Source organism: Serratia proteamaculans (genome assembly GCF_004684015.1).
GTDB classification, from domain to species: Bacteria; Pseudomonadota; Gammaproteobacteria; order Enterobacterales; family Enterobacteriaceae; genus Serratia; species Serratia proteamaculans_F.
Genome location: NZ_SRIA01000004.1, coordinates 323,769 through 338,414, shown reverse-complemented (window position 1 = coordinate 338,414; position 14,646 = coordinate 323,769). Strand labels below are relative to the sequence as shown.

Here is a 14,646-nt window from a genome sequence, read left to right as displayed (position 1 = left end):
CGGCTGTGCCAATTTTAAAAAATCATTTAAAATCAATAACAAAATAAATATCGCTTACATTTTAGGCTAAAAACTGTCGCCTATTGACGACAACACCTATCAGTAAAACCCATGTTATCGCTATGTTATTGATTTACATGACATCACACTGTCTCTAATTGGCAACAGTTCCGAATAACTCGCTGCAGTTATGACAAAAAGCAGTGAATTACGCTTACCCGATCGGTTATGCCCTGTTAAATATAGACCATATGACAAAAAAAACAGGTGCTGCCCGGCAAAACGCGGTTGACGATGAGGAATGCAATAACTGGTGAGGAGGATTAACTAATTAGCAGACTCTGATGGGGGAGACAACACAGGGCGCCCTAAGGCGCCCTGCTGTTCTGTTAGTGCTCGCGTGTCTTGCGGAACACCACTTCAGGGTAGCGTTCCTGGGTGATATTCAGGTTAACCATGGTTGGCGCGATGTAAGACAGGTTGTCGCCGCCGTCCAACGCCAGGTTAAGCTCACACTTGCGCTTGAACTCTTCAAACTTCTTCACGTCGCTGCATTCCACCCAACGGGCGGTCGAAACGTTGACCGACTCGTACAAGGCTTCGACGTTGTATTCGCTTTTCAGGCGTGCAACCACCACTTCGAACTGCAGCACACCGACCGCACCGACGATCAAATCGTTGCTGGCGATCGGACGGAACACCTGCACGGCCCCTTCTTCGGACAGTTGCACCAGGCCTTTCAGCAGCTGTTTTTGCTTCAGCGGATCGCGCAGACGAATGCGACGGAACAGCTCCGGTGCGAAGTTCGGAATACCGGTGAACTTCATATCTTCACCCTGGGTGAAGGTATCGCCGATCTGAATGGTGCCGTGGTTATGCAGACCAATGATATCGCCCGGATAAGCCTCTTCAACGTGCGAACGGTCACCCGCCATAAAGGTCAGGGCGTCGGAGATCACCACGTCTTTACCGGTGCGCACCTGGCGCAGCTTCATGCCTTTCTCGTAGCGGCCGGAGACCACACGCATAAAGGCCACGCGGTCACGGTGTTTAGGATCCATATTGGCCTGGATCTTGAACACGAAACCGGTGAATTTCTCTTCCGCCGCAACCACTTCACGGGTGCTGCTTTGACGCGGCATCGGCGCTGGAGCCCAGGCCACCAGGCCGTCAAGCATATGGTCTACGCCAAAGTTACCCAAAGCGGTACCGAAGAATACCGGCGTCAAATCACCGCTCAGGAAAGCTTCATGATCGAACTCGTGGGATGCGCCCTGCACCAGTTCCAGTTCTTCACGCAGCTGCGCGGCCAGGTCTTCACCCACGGCGGCGTCCAGCTCCGGGTTATCCAACCCTTTGACAATACGCACTTCCTGGATGGTGTGACCTTTACCGGTCTGATAAAGGTAGGTTTCATCCTTGTACAGATGATAAACCCCTTTAAACAGCTTGCCGCAGCCGATAGGCCAGGTGATCGGTGAGCAGGCGATTTTCAGCTCGCGCTCAACTTCATCCATCACTTCCATCGGATCGCGGATATCGCGGTCCAATTTGTTCATAAAGGTCAGGATCGGCGTATCGCGCAGACGGGTAACTTCCATCAGCTTGCGGGTACGATCCTCAACCCCTTTGGCGGCGTCGATCACCATCAGACAGCAGTCGACCGCAGTCAGGGTACGGTAAGTATCTTCGGAGAAGTCTTCGTGCCCCGGGGTATCCAGCAGGTTAACCAGACATTCGCGGTACGGGAACTGCATCACCGAGGTGGTGATTGAGATCCCACGCTGCTTTTCCATTTCCATCCAGTCGGATTTGGCATGCTGATTTGAGCCGCGGCCCTTTACCGTACCGGCGGTCTGGATAGCCTGTCCGAATAACAGCACCTTTTCGGTAATGGTCGTTTTACCGGCATCGGGGTGCGAGATGATGGCGAAAGTTCTTCTTTTCGAGACTTCGCGGGCAAATTCACTAGGAGACATGTTTTTCAGATTCTACAGTTAGTCCGCCCTGCGAAAGCATCAGAACGCGCCGATCGTGGCGCCAGGCAAAGCGGTAAATAAAAGATAATAGCCGGGTATTTTCGCTGATTTACCAACCGGTGACAATCAATGGATCCAGCGAAGATAGATTAAAACCTCAATGCAGGCGGAAATCCGGCGACAACGCAGCCCAATGCTGGCGCAATATTGCTTTATGCTCTTCTGCCATAGGTAGGGTTGCCAATAGATCCGGCCATAGGGTGCGCGCCTGGTCGATGGCATCCAATAAATGCACCCGTATAGCGGACCAGGGCAACCCAACACGACCCGCCCAATGCTCGAAAGTTTGCATTGAAATCATTGACCAACGCTTCTCCCTTGCCATATTCAGCGCCACTTCTGACTCACGCGGAATATAAGCCAAAGTGGTTACGATGTCGTAGGCAGGAGAGAGCCGAACATCGGTTTGGTTGGGATAAATCATTGACCAGTTTTTGACATGAGCATCGCCATTAGCCAGCAGAATGTTGGCCAACAGGCGACGAGCCATCTGTTGCGCATCCGCCAAGGGATCACTGCCCCACTCGTAAAGATAAGCCGCTATTTGCTCATAGTTTTTGCCACGATATTTATCATGCGCATAAATTTCAAATATCTGTGCAAAGTCTTCCGCATGTACTCGTCCGCTTTCGCTGCGATCAAAACGGCGGATGGCATAAGCATAATGTTCATCGGCCAGGCGAATATCAGGTAGATTATCCAACTGCTCTAACGCAACCAACTCAATATCCGGGATTTCCACGCCGATGGCTTGCGCCAACCGCATAGCCGTATATTCATTTTCAGGCAGATTGCGATGAACCGTAGAGGGCGTTTTGATGATCCAACTGTCAGAGCCCACCTGAGAAGATATGTTGAAACGCCCCTCCTCACGTAAAGAGGAAAACTTCATCTGCACCCCTGCCAGAGAAAATTTTTGGGCGTCCATCCCTACTTCGATTTGCACAGCCTCCAGTTCACCGCGCGACGTCAACGCCCAGGCGGGGATCTCACTCGCCGCAAGTGCTCGAGCTTCAAGTGCGCCCGGCAGGTTGGTTCCTGCCCAGGCCATCAAAGGGAATTCTTCATTAACATGGGTTTTCAATGACTGAGCCAACCAGCTCCGCAATGCCCCTTCAGGCAACAAATTGGATAGAACCGACGGAAGGCGCTGTGATGACATCAAAACTTGCTCAAGATACCCCGGATGCGCCCGCTGTCTTAGGGTAAACAACGGACGAATGGCCTCCGGCAAAGCAAGATATTGCGGATCAAACGTCAGGATATTTTTGCCGCCGCTATAATGCGCCAGCACACCAATACGCACATGGTGTAAAACCAGGGCTAATGCCTGTACTGATTCAACCTGCCGCTGTCCATTCATCAGCTAGTCCTCGAGATCTTTCAGCTTTCTTTCGAAACTGGGTAATCCATTCGCTTCTGAAACTCTATCAGTTTCCGTTTGCAGCAATAACTCCACTTCACGCACCTTGTTTTTCGGCACGATAACGCATTCCAAATCCATTGCCATCAATATACGGAGCAGCGTGCTCATCCGCATATCACTACCGGATTCAATACGCTGATATTGCTGCTGGGTCATGCCAATCTTCATCAAAAAGTCTTTTTGGTTCCAGCCCAGCTCAGCGCGTTTATCTTTTAATACCCTTGATATTTCTGATGATTTTCGCATTCATCACCTCAAAACAACTCATTGCTTGTATTTACATCAATAAACAACAAACTAGTTGTATAGTGGTGCGAAAACAACCTGTTTATTGTAAATTAACGATAAAACAATAAAAAAGTTGTTTTTGGATTCAAGCCAGCGGCAGCGCCATGACAATAGCGTCTTCGCGCCCATGGGCAGCAGGGTAGTAGTTACGGCGGATAGTCACTTCATTAAAGCCGAGATCTTCGTACAGCGCGATGGCCGCACGGTTAGAGGCTCGCACTTCCAGCCACAGCGTAAACACGCCGCGGGGTTCCAACTGTGCAATCAGCGCTTCCAGCAATTGGCGGCCAAAACCCTGGCGTTGCCAGTCGGGATGAATGGCGATATTGAACAACGTGGCTTCATCCAGCACGATTTGAGTGATGGCAAAACCCGCCATCTGCCCGTCGGCTTCCAGTTTCAGGTTAAGGTAGCGATCGCCCTGATTACTGGCAAAGGTAGCTTGTGTCCAGGGAAAAGCGTGGCTGGCTTGCTCAATCTTGAAGGCTGTGGCCAGGTCGGCCGCGGTCAGGGTAGAAATCTTGTTCATGATGACAAATCTGCTGCCAGAGTGCGCGTTTGGCACTCGCATCGAGAGAAAGCTCGGCCAGTGCCGGGCTGTATAGCTGCGCGCCGGCCACCGCAAGCGGCTCCGCAACGCCCAACCGCCAACTGTTGCATTCGGTATCTTCAGGCAACATCGCCACCTGATCCGGCGTCAGGCCATAGGTTTGCGCCGGGGTCAGCCCCAGACTGCGCAGCACGTCGCAAAACAGCGGATCGTTATGCTCGGGCAAGGCCTGCGCCACCACCAGTAAACGCACCTCGGGCGGCAGGCTGACCGCTACTTCGCCCTGCAACACGCCCGGGCGGCGCAATGTCCACTGCGTAATACCCAGTTGTTGTAACAGCCAGTCGCGTTTTGATGCCATGCCGATTCCTGTCAGGATCTACCCGTTGTGGTGCGCCATGCCTGCCATGCGCCGCGCTATGCTAACAAACCCGCGCGGCCTGCGCCAACAAACCCGTCGAACATATCGCCACAAAGCTCTATAATCCCCGGTCTAATTTCTAGGAGCCAAAACCTGATGTCTGCATTAACCCCCGCCAGTGAAGTCATGCTGCGCCACAGTGATGAGTTTATCGAACGCCGCGTTCTGTTCGCCGGTGACCTGCAGGACGCCCTGCCGGCCCAATTTGAGGCCGCGGATGTGCGTGTCCATACCCAGCAATACCATCACTGGCAGTTACTGAACCGGGCGATGGGTGACAACGTGCAGTACGGCCTGACCGTAGACGCTGCGTTCGTCGCCGAGTGCGATACGCTGATCTACTACTGGCCAAAAAGCAAACAGGAAGCGCAATTCCAGCTGTGCAACATTCTGGCACTGCTGCCGGTCGGTGCCGACGTGTTCGTGGTCGGTGAGAACCGCAGCGGTGTGCGCAGCGCCGATCAGATGGTGGAAGACTACGCCACACTGGTTAAAATCGACAGCGCCCGCCGCTGTGGCCTGTATCACGGTCGCCTGGATACCCAGACCGAATTCAACCTGGAAGACTGGTGGGAAAGCTATCAGTTGCACGATCTGGAAGTGAAAACCCTGCCGGGCGTGTTCAGCCGCGACGGGCTGGATGTTGGTAGCTCACTGCTGCTGTCGACGCTGGATAAACACATGAAAGGCAAAGTGCTGGACGTGGGTTGTGGTGCCGGTGTGATGGCCTCGGTGCTGTCCAAAATGTCGCCAAAAATGAAGCTGACTCTCAGCGACGTCAACGCCGCAGCCATTGAATCGAGCCGTGCGACGCTGGCCGCCAACGGCATTGAAGGTGAAGTGATCGTCAGTAACGTCTATTCCGACATTACCGGCCGTTTCGACCTGATCATCTCCAACCCACCGTTCCATGATGGGCTGCAAACCAGCCTGACTGCGGCTGAAACCCTGATCCGCGGTGCGTTAAAACACCTGCCTATCGGCGGTCGTCTGCGCATCGTGGCCAACGCCTTCCTGCCGTACCCGGACATTCTGGATGCCACTTTCGGCAGCCATGAAGTGCTGGCACAAAACGGCCGCTTCAAGGTGTATCAGGCAACCGTTGCCCGTGCACCACGTGATGCCAAGAAGAAGAAATAAGTAACGCCGCCCGCGAATAGCGGATATCAGGGCGCAGCGTTCACACGCCGCGCCTTTTTTTAACCGTTGATATAGGTCATCGATTCAGCGCCATAGCGTGCGCCCGCCGCCGCCTGCAACGGGAACACCGCCTCAATCGCCGCCAGTTCTGCCTGGCTCAGCGTCAGTTCTGCCGCCGCAATGTTCTCTTCCAGATAACGACGGCGTTTGGTGCCCGGGATCGGCACGATATGCTCGCCCTGCGCCAACACCCATGCCAGCGCCAACTGTGAAGGCGCCACGCCTTTTTGTTTGGCCAACTCGGTCACTTTCGCCACCAGTTCCAGATTACGGGCAAAGTTTTCCCCCTGGAAACGCGGATTGCTGCGGCGGAAGTCGTCGGCATCCAGATCTTCCGGCCGTTGGATAGCTCCGGTCAGAAAACCTCTTCCCAACGGGCTGTAAGGCACAAAGCCGATGCCCAGACGCTCGCAGGCCGCCAATACCCCTTGCTCGGCATCACGCGTCCATAACGAATACTCGGTCTGCAATGCGGTTATCGGATGCACCTTATGCGCACGCTCCAGCGTGGCGACCGAAGCCTCACTCAGCCCGATATAGCGGATTTTACCTTCGCTAATCAGGTCAGCCATGGTGCCCACCACCTCTTCAATCGGTACCTCAGGATCCACGCGGTGCTGGTAATAAAGGTCTATCACCTCGACCCCAAGCCGCTGCAGGCTGCCTTCTACCGAACGACGGATATACTCCGGCCGGCTGCTAACCCCCCGTGCGCCAGGATTGGTCGGATCGCGCACAATACCGAATTTGGTGGCCAGGAAAACCTGCTGCCGTTTGCCCTTGATCGCTTTACCAATCAACTGTTCGTTGGTGTGCGGGCCGTACATGTCGGCGGTATCGAGCAGGGTGACCCCCAGCTCCAATGCCCGGTGCAGTGTGGCGATAGCCTCTTTCTCGTCCTGCGCCGTCGAATAGAAATCACTCATCCCCATGCAGCCCAGCCCCAGAGCAGAAACGGTCGGGCCATTGGGACCTAATTGACGTTGTTGCATTGTGTTGCCCTCATGCGGTTTTTATCAGCGGTGTGCTGGTACAACAGAGTCTGGTTGTTTACCCTGAAAAGATAAATAATGCAGATTACACATCACTGTTCATAAATCGCTAACAATGTGGAGCGGAAAAATGGATCAGATCCAGGCCATGCGCATTTTCACCCGCATCGTCGAACTGGGTAGTTTCAGCCGCGCAGCCGAGCGTTTGCAGTTACCGCGTGCCACGGTCAGCAATGCCCTCAAACGGCTCGAGCAGCGCCTCGGCGTCCGTTTGTTGATCCGCACCACCCGTCAGGTACAGGTGACCAGCGAAGGCACGCTTTATTATCAGCGCTGCGTGCAGTTGCTGGGGGCACTGGAAGAGGCGGACACGCTGTTCAGCCACCACAAACTGCAGCCTTCCGGCAAGGTACGCATTGATATGCCCCATTCGCTGGCGCGTGAAATCGTGATCCCCGCACTGGATGATTTTTACCAGCGCTATCCGGACCTGACCCTGGCGTTGGGTGCCAACGATACTCATGTTGATCTGCTGCGCGAGGGGGTGGATTGCGTGCTGCGCGCCTGGGAAACCGAAGATGACAGCCTGGTGGCGCGGCGCATCGCCATGCTGCCACAGTTAACCTGCGCCTCTCCCGGCTACCTGGCGAAATTCGGCGTGCCCCAGTCGATTGACCAACTGCAACAGCATCAGGCGGTGGGCTATTTTTCCCTCGCCAGCAACCGCAATTACCCGCTGGAGTTTTGTCGTAATGGCAAAGTGGAATTACGCGAATTGCCCGCCACGCTGAGCGTCAGCGGTGCCGATGCCTACACCAGCGGCTGTCGTGCCGGCATGGGCCTGATACAGGCGGCGCATTACTCGCTGGCACCCTGGCTGCAAAAAGGGGAATTAGTCGAAGTGTTGGCGGAAACCCCGCCGCCGCCGATGCCAATTTACATCATGTATCCCCCCGGCCGTTTCCTTGCGCCCCGGGTCAGGGTATTGATTGACTGGCTGATTTGGCTGTTTGAACAGTATCAACCGCCCAAAACGGACGTTTTTCCAGCAAACGCCCGCAAACAGGGGAAATAACTATTGACGTCCCCGCCAAAATCTCTAGAATTCGCCTCCGTGGTACGTTACTCCGGTAATGTTTCTTGGAATGCGAAGGTGGCGGAATTGGTAGACGCGCTAGCTTCAGGTGTTAGTGTCCTTACGGACGTGAGGGTTCAAGTCCCTCTCTTCGCACCAAATAACCACATGATTTATATTGCACAGCATCAATGCGAAGGTGGCGGAATTGGTAGACGCGCTAGCTTCAGGTGTTAGTGTTCTTACGGACGTGAGGGTTCAAGTCCCTCTCTTCGCACCAAGCTGGTGATATAAATCGAAAGCAAAATAAAGATATCGGCTGTGCGAAGGTGGCGGAATTGGTAGACGCGCTAGCTTCAGGTGTTAGTGTTCTTACGGACGTGAGGGTTCAAGTCCCTCTCTTCGCACCAATCGATAACTCTCTCCGGTAATATCCCCAAAGCAATCCCCAATTGAACAATGATGAACACGCGAAAGCGTGGTTTTGCGTTTTCAGCCCAGATTGAAGTTCAGACCGATCGCCGCCAATCCGCCGGCCAATGCCATGCAGGAAGGCAACAGCAGGTAGTGACGCCAGCGACTATTGAACAGCATCACCAATGTGGCCAGCATGGCAATCACAATCAGCGTGCGCAGTTGCATCATATCCAGGTTGATCAATGCCAGTAACGGCAACAAGGCGCAGGGCAGCAAAACGCCCCAGGCGCTGGCCAGGCGGTTGCCCAGGCACCAACTGACGCCCCACAGCCCACACGCGGTAATCATGGCTGCAATCATGATAACCCTACCCTTCAAGTGATAATGAGAACCAATATCATATAACACTTTTTTTCACTGCGCATCATTTTCGCCGTGACGGTCAAACGCGGATGACATAACGGTTGAAAAATGATAATTTGCCATAAGAAAATTCCTAGTCTAATTCGCATGTTAATAATCACAATCTACAACCATACAATGCGAGTGTTTAATTCCCACCGACAGAATTTTTCGCAACCTTACCTTTTCGACAGATCGATATTGTAAAGAGTGAATTCCGTATGAACGCGCGTTCTTATCAGGAACTGCTGAACAGCAAACACCGCTTATCATTATTTTTATTTTTATTGATGAACGCGGCCTCTTCCGTATTTACATTATTAGTCCCGTTTCAAAACAAACCCGCTTTTACCCTGCCTTTATTAGGTATACCGCTATTTTGTCTGGCAGCATTTTTATTTACCTTGCAGTCTCCACGGTTATACGTCAAAAAACTGAATCTATTTTCCTGCGTCCTGGGCCTGCTGTGGGCAACACATATTTACCTTAAAAGTCAGCACTGTGCGCCGAACAACCAAAGTTTTCTATTAATTAGCCTGTTCAGTATGTTCTTTATCAGCGCCATTGCCTTAACCGATAATTTTATCGCCTTCTGCCTGCACGCCGTTCCATCCGCATTAGTGATTCTATTACTGGACGGGATGCACAATACCATGCGGATAGTATTCACCACGGTATTGCCGATTATCGCGTTCTCTATCCACCACCTGATGCTGAAACGCAGCGAACACTTTACCCAAACGCTGGTGGCTAATCTGTATAACGAACGAGACAGATTCAGCAATTTAAGCATGATCGATCCCTTAACCGGGCTTTATAACCGTCGCGGCCTGGAGAATAAAATCAATATGTTGCCGGCAGCCGCGTCAGACTGTCATTTCGTGCTGCTGCTCGATATCGATCACTTCAAGGCTTATAACGATAATTATGGCCATACCATGGGTGACCAGGCGCTGGTGCAGGTCGCCATCGCCATCCGCGATTCGGTACGTTCACGCGATATCGTGGTGCGTTACGGTGGGGAGGAGTTTCTGGTGCTGTTGACCAATGTGAATGAGGATTACGCCACCCAGGTGGCTGAACGGGTGCGGCAGCGGGTGCAGGAACTCAAAATTCCCCATCGCTTTAACCAGTTTGAAACCACCACGGTCACGCTCAGTGCCGGAATTTCCGTGTTGCACGAGCTTGATGTCGCCTCGGCAATCCGCGCGGCCGATGCCGCGTTATATCAGGCAAAAAACAACGGGCGCAATAATATTCAGCTGGCTCCCACCATTGAGCCCGCCGCTGTGTAAGCCGGCGGGTCTGTGTGCTTAGCGACGGCGCTGCTGTAAGCCGTAAGCAAACACCACGGCGAAGCACAGCAGCGGCAGGCAATACGACAACGCGGTGCTATACCTGTCCGCCAGCGCTCCCATAAAGTAAGGCATGATGGCACCGCCAACGATCGCCATGATCATAAAGGAGCTGGCGCGCTTGGTGTGTTTGCCCATGTTTTTCACCCCGAGGGCGAAAATGGTCGGGAACATAATCGACATAAAGAAGAATACGGCGATCAGCGCCACCACCGAGATGCCATCCATACTGAGCATGACGACACCGCACAGCACAATGTTAACCAGCGAGTAAACCATCAACAGCGTGGCCGGTTTGACCCTGCCCATCAGCCAGGTGCTGAAGAAGCGCCCGACCATAAAGCAAATCATGGCGATGGAGAGCAGGTAGGACGCGCTTTGATTGGAAACGTCACTCCAGTGTTCGGTGGCGTAGTTAATAAAGAACGCGCCGACGCCGACCTGTGCCGCCACGTAGAAGAACTGGGTGATCACCCCGCCAACAAAGTGCTTGTGCTGCCACAACCCCTGAGCAATTTCACCGTGCTCCGGCCGTTCTTCCTCGCGAATGTCCGGCAACCGGGTGCGGCTGAACAAAAAAGCAATCAGCAACACCAGCACCGCGATAGCCACATAGGTCATCTTCACCGCGCTTTGGTCACCGCTGCCTGCCCCCTGGGTGGCAGAGAAAAACAGCGTGCCGCCGATCATCGGGCCGATAAACTGCCCTAACCCGTTAAACGACTGGGAAAGGTTCAAGCGTCTTTCGGCACCCTGTACGTCCCCCAATACCGTGGCGTAAGGGTTGGCGGCGGTTTCCAGGCACCCCAGTCCGCAGGCAATGACAAACAGCGCGAACAGGAACATGCCAAAACTGTTGGCGGAAGCCGCCGGCACAAACAGCAATGCCCCCAGCGCATACAGGCACAGTCCGATCAGAATGCCGGCTTTGTAGCCTTTTTTATCCATAAAATAGCCGGCGGGCAGCGCCACCAGGAAGTAGGCACCAAAATAGGCCGCCTGTAACAATCCCGACTGCGCTTTGGTCACATGCAGCGTTTCCTGAAAGTGCTTATTTAATACGTCCAACAGGCCATATGACAGCCCCCACATAAAGAACAGGCTGGTGACCAGGATAAAAGCCCAGCGCAGATTGGCCGTCGCCTTGGCGCCCGCCTGAGGTGGGGCAGCAGTTTTTTCAGCAAGCATTGAACTATCCTCGGTAGGGTAAGTTATTGTTGTTTCAATGAGAATATCCGCTCCATCACCACCCATTTTTCGCCTTGCGGCGTCCAGGGGGTGGCCACCTGGTAGTGCCACATCAGGGCTTCCCAGCGCTGCACGTGGGGATTGCTCAAACCGGCGGCGTCAAACCGCTCGGCATCGAATCCGCTACTGACTTCAACAATCATGAACAGCCGGGTACCCAGCCGGTAAATCTCCATATCCAGGATGCCGTGCTCACGCAGGTGAGTGGCAATTTCTGGCCAGATGCGGTGGTGATAAGTCAGGTATTCCTCGATCAACGCCGGTGAGTCGACCAGATCGAGCGCCTGACAAAAGCGCTGCCCCGTCCCCGTCGCGCCACTCATGTGATCGCCCGGTCAAGATGCAGATAACCCCCGTCCACCGACAGCCACTGTCCGGTGGTGTGCGACGAACGCGAAGAAATCAAAAACACCACGGTGTTGGCAATTTCCTGCGGTGTGGTCATCCGCTGTTCGAAGGGAATGCGCGCGGTAATTTTCTCGAGCTGCTGTTCCGGCTGCTCAAAGGTATTGATCCAGCGTTGGTACTGCGGCGTGATCACCTCCGCCGGGACCACCGCATTGACCCGTACCCCTTCATGGCGCAGCGACACCGCCCACTCGCGTGTCAATGCCAGCACCGCACCCTTGGCGGCGGTATAGCCACTGGTGCCGCCCTGCCCGCTCAATGCGGTCTTGGAAGCGATATTGACGATCGCCCCCTTACTGGTTTGCAACGCCGACTGGCACAGGTGGGCCATCAGGTAGTAATGAATCAGGTTTTTCTCCAGCGATCCGACAAAGGCCTCACGCCCTGCCTCCAGCCCTACCCCGTCGTTAACTCCGGCGTTATTCACCAAGGCATCGATACGGCCAAAGGTTTCCTGCGTTTGCGCTACCGCCCGCCGACACTGCTGTTCTTCACACAAATCGGTGATGATCACCGTGCTCTGGGGCTGTAAGCGACGCAGCTGCGTCAGAAACTCGGCCTCCGGCATGGCGTTAGTGACCATCACCGGGATGGCCCCTTCTTCAGCCAGCAGTAGGGAGACCGCCGCACCGATACCGGAGCCGCCACCGGTAACAATCACCACCTTATCTTTCAGATACAGATCCATAACCCGACTCCGTTAACCCATAAATTCGGCAGGCCGTGCCACCCCAAATCTCCGCCTGCTGCGAAGGACTCAGCATGGCGATGGCCTGCGCATTCAGTTGATAGACCTGGCTGTAATCCCCCGCCAGCAGGCACACCGGCCAGTCAGAACCAAACATCAGTCGTTGTGGGCCGAACGCCTCCAGCGCCGCCTCAAAAAACGGCAGTAGCTGTGAGGCCTGCCAATGCCCACCGGGGACTTCGGTGATTAACCCTGAAAGCTTGCAGACCACGTGCGGCAACGCCGCCAGGGGCTTGATTTGCTGTGCCCAATGTTCTGCCCCCTGGGCGATATCCGGTTTGCCAAGATGGTCCAGCACCAACCAGTAATTGTCATGTTCGGCGGCAAACTGCGCGGCCGCCGATAAATGCCGATGAGTGACCAGAATGTCGTAAACGTACCCCTGTCGCTGCAACGCCTGCATACCGCGTCGCACCTCCGATCGCGCCAGCCAGGCGTCCGGCTGCGGCTCGTCTTGCACCAGATGACGCCACCCACGCAGCAGCGGTTGCCGGCGCCATTCCTCAAGCCGCTGCGGCAATTGCGGCGCGGTAATGTCCAGCCACCCCACCACCCCGCACACACCACGGCTTTGCTGCGCCAGTGTCAGCAGCGTCTGGGTTTCCTGCTCGCACTGCCGGGCCTGCACCACCAGCGCACCGTCAAAACCCTGCTGTTGCAGCAGAGGTTCGAGCTGCTTTGGGCCAAAATCCTGTTGCAACACCCTCATCTGTTCGCTGATCCACGGATAGCGCTGCGGATGGTATTGCCAGTAATGTTGGTGAGCATCGATACGCAGCATGGCGTGTTTCCCGTTCAACCGCGGAACCGGTACTGTTCGAGCGACGCCGCATGCATCTCGATCGAATAGCCAGGATTGAGCGGTGGCATATAGGCCGCCCCCTTGACCTCACAGGGATGGACAAAATGTTCATGAAGATGATCGACGTATTCGATCACCCGGCCGTCGTGGGTGCCGGCAATGCACAGGTAGTCGATCATCGACAGATGCTGAACGTATTCGCACAGGCCCACGCCACCGGCATGCGGACACACCGGCAGATGGTATTTGGCCGCCATCAGCATCACCGCCAGCACTTCGTTGACCCCGCCGAGACGGCAGGCGTCAATCTGCACCACGTCAATCGCTTCGCGCATAATGAACTGCTTGAACAGAATACGGTTTTGGCACATCTCGCCGGTGGCCACCTTGACCGGATGCACCCCTTCGCGGATGCGGCGGTGCCCTTCCACGTCGTCCGGGCTGGTCGGTTCTTCGATAAACCAGGGTTTGGCGAACGCCAGGTGCTTCACCCAGGGAATGGCGTCGTTGACTTCCCACACCTGGTTGGCGTCGATCATCAGTTGACGATCGGGGCCGATCACCTCGCGGGCGATGCGCACTCGGCGGATATCATCTTCCAGATCGCGCCCAACCTTCAGCTTCAGGTAGGAGAAACCGGCGTCGACCGCTTCCTGACACAACCGGCGCAGCTTTTCGTCCGGGTAGCCCAGCCAACCGGCGGAGGTGGTGTAGCAGGGGTAGCCGTCCTGCAGCAGTCGCTCCAGGCGCTGCTCCTTGCCTTGCGCCCGCTGTTTGAGCAGGGTAAGCGCTTCCTGCGGCGTAATGCAGTCAGTGATGTAGCGAAAATCGATGCAGCGCACCAGTTCCTCTGGCGTCATCTCCGCCACCAGTCGCCATACCGGTTTGCCCTCGGCCTTGGCCCACAGATCCCAAACCGCGTTGATCACCGCCCCGGTCGCCAGGTGGATCGCCCCCTTGTCCGGGCCGATCCAGCGTAACTGGCTGTCACCGGTAAAACGTCGCCAGAAGGCACTCATATCGGCGGCAATCTCTTCAAGCCGGACCCCGACGATCTGATGTTCCAGCGCACGGATCGCCGCGCAACAGATCTCATTGCCGCGGCCAATAGTAAAGGTCAACCCGTGGCCGGTCAGATCGTCGCGATCGGTCTCCAGGATCACGTAAGCGGCGGAATAGTCCGGATCCGGATTCATCGCGTCGGATCCATCCAGCGCCAGCGAGGTGGGGAAGCGAATATCTTCAACCCGCAGTGCGGTAATTGTGGTCATGGCA

Annotated in this window: 15 protein-coding genes and 3 tRNA genes; 6 read left to right on the top strand and 12 right to left on the bottom strand. The window is 55.0% G+C overall.

Annotated elements, in window-relative coordinates:
• Positions 1 to 389 precede the first annotated feature (389 nt).
• The 5 genes from prfC to E5C26_RS03145 form a co-directional block, all read right to left on the bottom strand.
• A complete protein-coding gene (prfC, locus tag E5C26_RS03165; RefSeq protein ID WP_135315027.1) occupies positions 390 to 1,979 on the bottom strand; it encodes a peptide chain release factor 3 in 1,590 nt (529 codons plus the stop codon).
• Positions 1,980 to 2,136: 157 nt separating this feature from the next.
• Complete coding sequence (locus tag E5C26_RS03160; RefSeq protein WP_135315026.1) at positions 2,137 to 3,402, bottom strand: type II toxin-antitoxin system HipA family toxin; 1,266 nt, start codon at positions 3,400 to 3,402, stop codon at positions 2,137 to 2,139.
• A gap of 3 nt (positions 3,403 to 3,405) precedes the next feature.
• Positions 3,406 to 3,711: a helix-turn-helix domain-containing protein gene (locus tag E5C26_RS03155; RefSeq protein ID WP_135315025.1), complete on the bottom strand. Its 306-nt coding sequence runs from the start codon at positions 3,709 to 3,711 to the stop codon at positions 3,406 to 3,408.
• Positions 3,712 to 3,838: 127 nt separating this feature from the next.
• Positions 3,839 to 4,282 (bottom strand): ribosomal protein S18-alanine N-acetyltransferase, encoded by a 444-nt coding sequence (rimI, locus tag E5C26_RS03150; RefSeq protein ID WP_135315024.1) that lies wholly within the window; start codon positions 4,280 to 4,282, stop codon positions 3,839 to 3,841.
• Entirely contained in the window at positions 4,227 to 4,664 is a 438-nt protein-coding gene (locus tag E5C26_RS03145; protein ID WP_017891542.1) for a DNA polymerase III subunit psi, read from the bottom strand. Before E5C26_RS03145 ends, rimI begins: the two co-directional genes overlap by 56 nt.
• A 156-nt stretch (positions 4,665 to 4,820) precedes the next feature.
• Between E5C26_RS03145 and rsmC the strand changes: the two genes are divergently transcribed.
• Positions 4,821 to 5,864 (top strand): 16S rRNA (guanine(1207)-N(2))-methyltransferase RsmC, encoded by a 1,044-nt coding sequence (rsmC, locus tag E5C26_RS03140; protein ID WP_135315023.1) that lies wholly within the window; start codon positions 4,821 to 4,823, stop codon positions 5,862 to 5,864.
• Between the two features lie 59 nt (positions 5,865 to 5,923).
• Here rsmC and E5C26_RS03135 read toward each other — a convergent pair whose 3' ends face one another.
• Positions 5,924 to 6,916 (bottom strand): aldo/keto reductase, encoded by a 993-nt coding sequence (locus tag E5C26_RS03135; protein ID WP_135315022.1) that lies wholly within the window; start codon positions 6,914 to 6,916, stop codon positions 5,924 to 5,926.
• 130 nt (positions 6,917 to 7,046) lie between these two features.
• Here E5C26_RS03135 and E5C26_RS03130 point away from each other — a divergent pair, with 130 nt between their 5' ends.
• From E5C26_RS03130 to E5C26_RS03115, 4 genes are all read left to right on the top strand, one after another.
• Positions 7,047 to 7,991, top strand: a complete 945-nt coding sequence (locus E5C26_RS03130) for a LysR family transcriptional regulator (RefSeq protein WP_135315021.1) — start codon at positions 7,047 to 7,049, stop codon at positions 7,989 to 7,991.
• Positions 7,992 to 8,063: 72 nt separating this feature from the next.
• Positions 8,064 to 8,150, top strand: a tRNA-Leu gene (locus tag E5C26_RS03125).
• Between the two features lie 34 nt (positions 8,151 to 8,184).
• Positions 8,185 to 8,271 (top strand) — tRNA-Leu (locus tag E5C26_RS03120).
• Between the two features lie 43 nt (positions 8,272 to 8,314).
• Positions 8,315 to 8,401 (top strand) — tRNA-Leu (locus E5C26_RS03115).
• A gap of 82 nt (positions 8,402 to 8,483) precedes the next feature.
• Here the strand turns inward: E5C26_RS03115 and E5C26_RS03110 are convergent.
• Positions 8,484 to 8,768, bottom strand: a complete 285-nt coding sequence (locus E5C26_RS03110; protein ID WP_135315020.1) for a DUF1435 family protein — start codon at positions 8,766 to 8,768, stop codon at positions 8,484 to 8,486.
• A 263-nt stretch (positions 8,769 to 9,031) separates the two neighbouring features.
• Here E5C26_RS03110 and E5C26_RS03105 point away from each other — a divergent pair, with 263 nt between their 5' ends.
• Positions 9,032 to 10,105: a diguanylate cyclase gene (locus tag E5C26_RS03105; protein ID WP_135315019.1), complete on the top strand. Its 1,074-nt coding sequence runs from the start codon at positions 9,032 to 9,034 to the stop codon at positions 10,103 to 10,105.
• Positions 10,106 to 10,123: 18 nt separating this feature from the next.
• Here the strand turns inward: E5C26_RS03105 and fucP are convergent, their stop codons facing one another.
• The 5 genes from fucP to E5C26_RS03080 are packed head-to-tail and all read right to left on the bottom strand — an operon-like array spanning position 10,124 to position 14,642.
• Complete coding sequence (fucP, locus tag E5C26_RS03100) at positions 10,124 to 11,353, bottom strand: L-fucose:H+ symporter permease (RefSeq protein ID WP_135315018.1); 1,230 nt, start codon at positions 11,351 to 11,353, stop codon at positions 10,124 to 10,126.
• Between the two features lie 23 nt (positions 11,354 to 11,376).
• Complete coding sequence (locus E5C26_RS03095; protein ID WP_135315017.1) at positions 11,377 to 11,736, bottom strand: L-rhamnose mutarotase; 360 nt, start codon at positions 11,734 to 11,736, stop codon at positions 11,377 to 11,379.
• On the bottom strand, positions 11,733 to 12,509 hold the full coding sequence (locus E5C26_RS03090) for an SDR family oxidoreductase (RefSeq protein WP_135315016.1): 777 nt from the start codon (positions 12,507 to 12,509) through the stop codon (positions 11,733 to 11,735). Before E5C26_RS03090 ends, E5C26_RS03095 begins: the two co-directional genes overlap by 4 nt.
• Positions 12,487 to 13,350 (bottom strand): amidohydrolase family protein, encoded by an 864-nt coding sequence (locus tag E5C26_RS03085; protein WP_135315015.1) that lies wholly within the window; start codon positions 13,348 to 13,350, stop codon positions 12,487 to 12,489. The genes E5C26_RS03090 and E5C26_RS03085 overlap by 23 nt, the downstream gene beginning before the upstream one ends.
• Positions 13,351 to 13,364: 14 nt before the next feature.
• On the bottom strand, positions 13,365 to 14,642 hold the full coding sequence (locus tag E5C26_RS03080; protein ID WP_135315014.1) for an L-fuconate dehydratase: 1,278 nt from the start codon (positions 14,640 to 14,642) through the stop codon (positions 13,365 to 13,367).
• Positions 14,643 to 14,646 lie beyond the last annotated feature (4 nt).

What these genes read in the sequence shown, in the direction of transcription:
- fucP (WP_135315018.1), bottom strand. Translation starts at nt 11,353, where the DNA reads ATGCTTGCTGAAAAAACTGCTGCCCCACCTCAGGCGGGCGCCAAGGCG.
- prfC (WP_135315027.1), bottom strand. Translation starts at nt 1,979, where the DNA reads ATGTCTCCTAGTGAATTTGCCCGCGAAGTCTCGAAAAGAAGAACTTTC.
- E5C26_RS03105 (WP_135315019.1), top strand. Translation starts at nt 9,032, where the DNA reads ATGAACGCGCGTTCTTATCAGGAACTGCTGAACAGCAAACACCGCTTA.
- E5C26_RS03155 (WP_135315025.1), bottom strand. Translation starts at nt 3,711, where the DNA reads ATGCGAAAATCATCAGAAATATCAAGGGTATTAAAAGATAAACGCGCT.
- E5C26_RS03085 (WP_135315015.1), bottom strand. Translation starts at nt 13,350, where the DNA reads ATGCTGCGTATCGATGCTCACCAACATTACTGGCAATACCATCCGCAG.
- rsmC (WP_135315023.1), top strand. Translation starts at nt 4,821, where the DNA reads ATGTCTGCATTAACCCCCGCCAGTGAAGTCATGCTGCGCCACAGTGAT.
- E5C26_RS03080 (WP_135315014.1), bottom strand. Translation starts at nt 14,642, where the DNA reads ATGACCACAATTACCGCACTGCGGGTTGAAGATATTCGCTTCCCCACC.
- E5C26_RS03145 (WP_017891542.1), bottom strand. Translation starts at nt 4,664, where the DNA reads ATGGCATCAAAACGCGACTGGCTGTTACAACAACTGGGTATTACGCAG.
- E5C26_RS03160 (WP_135315026.1), bottom strand. Translation starts at nt 3,402, where the DNA reads ATGAATGGACAGCGGCAGGTTGAATCAGTACAGGCATTAGCCCTGGTT.
- E5C26_RS03095 (WP_135315017.1), bottom strand. Translation starts at nt 11,736, where the DNA reads ATGAGTGGCGCGACGGGGACGGGGCAGCGCTTTTGTCAGGCGCTCGAT.
- E5C26_RS03090 (WP_135315016.1), bottom strand. Translation starts at nt 12,509, where the DNA reads ATGGATCTGTATCTGAAAGATAAGGTGGTGATTGTTACCGGTGGCGGC.
- rimI (WP_135315024.1), bottom strand. Translation starts at nt 4,282, where the DNA reads ATGAACAAGATTTCTACCCTGACCGCGGCCGACCTGGCCACAGCCTTC.
- E5C26_RS03135 (WP_135315022.1), bottom strand. Translation starts at nt 6,916, where the DNA reads ATGCAACAACGTCAATTAGGTCCCAATGGCCCGACCGTTTCTGCTCTG.
- E5C26_RS03110 (WP_135315020.1), bottom strand. Translation starts at nt 8,768, where the DNA reads ATGATTGCAGCCATGATTACCGCGTGTGGGCTGTGGGGCGTCAGTTGG.
- E5C26_RS03130 (WP_135315021.1), top strand. Translation starts at nt 7,047, where the DNA reads ATGGATCAGATCCAGGCCATGCGCATTTTCACCCGCATCGTCGAACTG.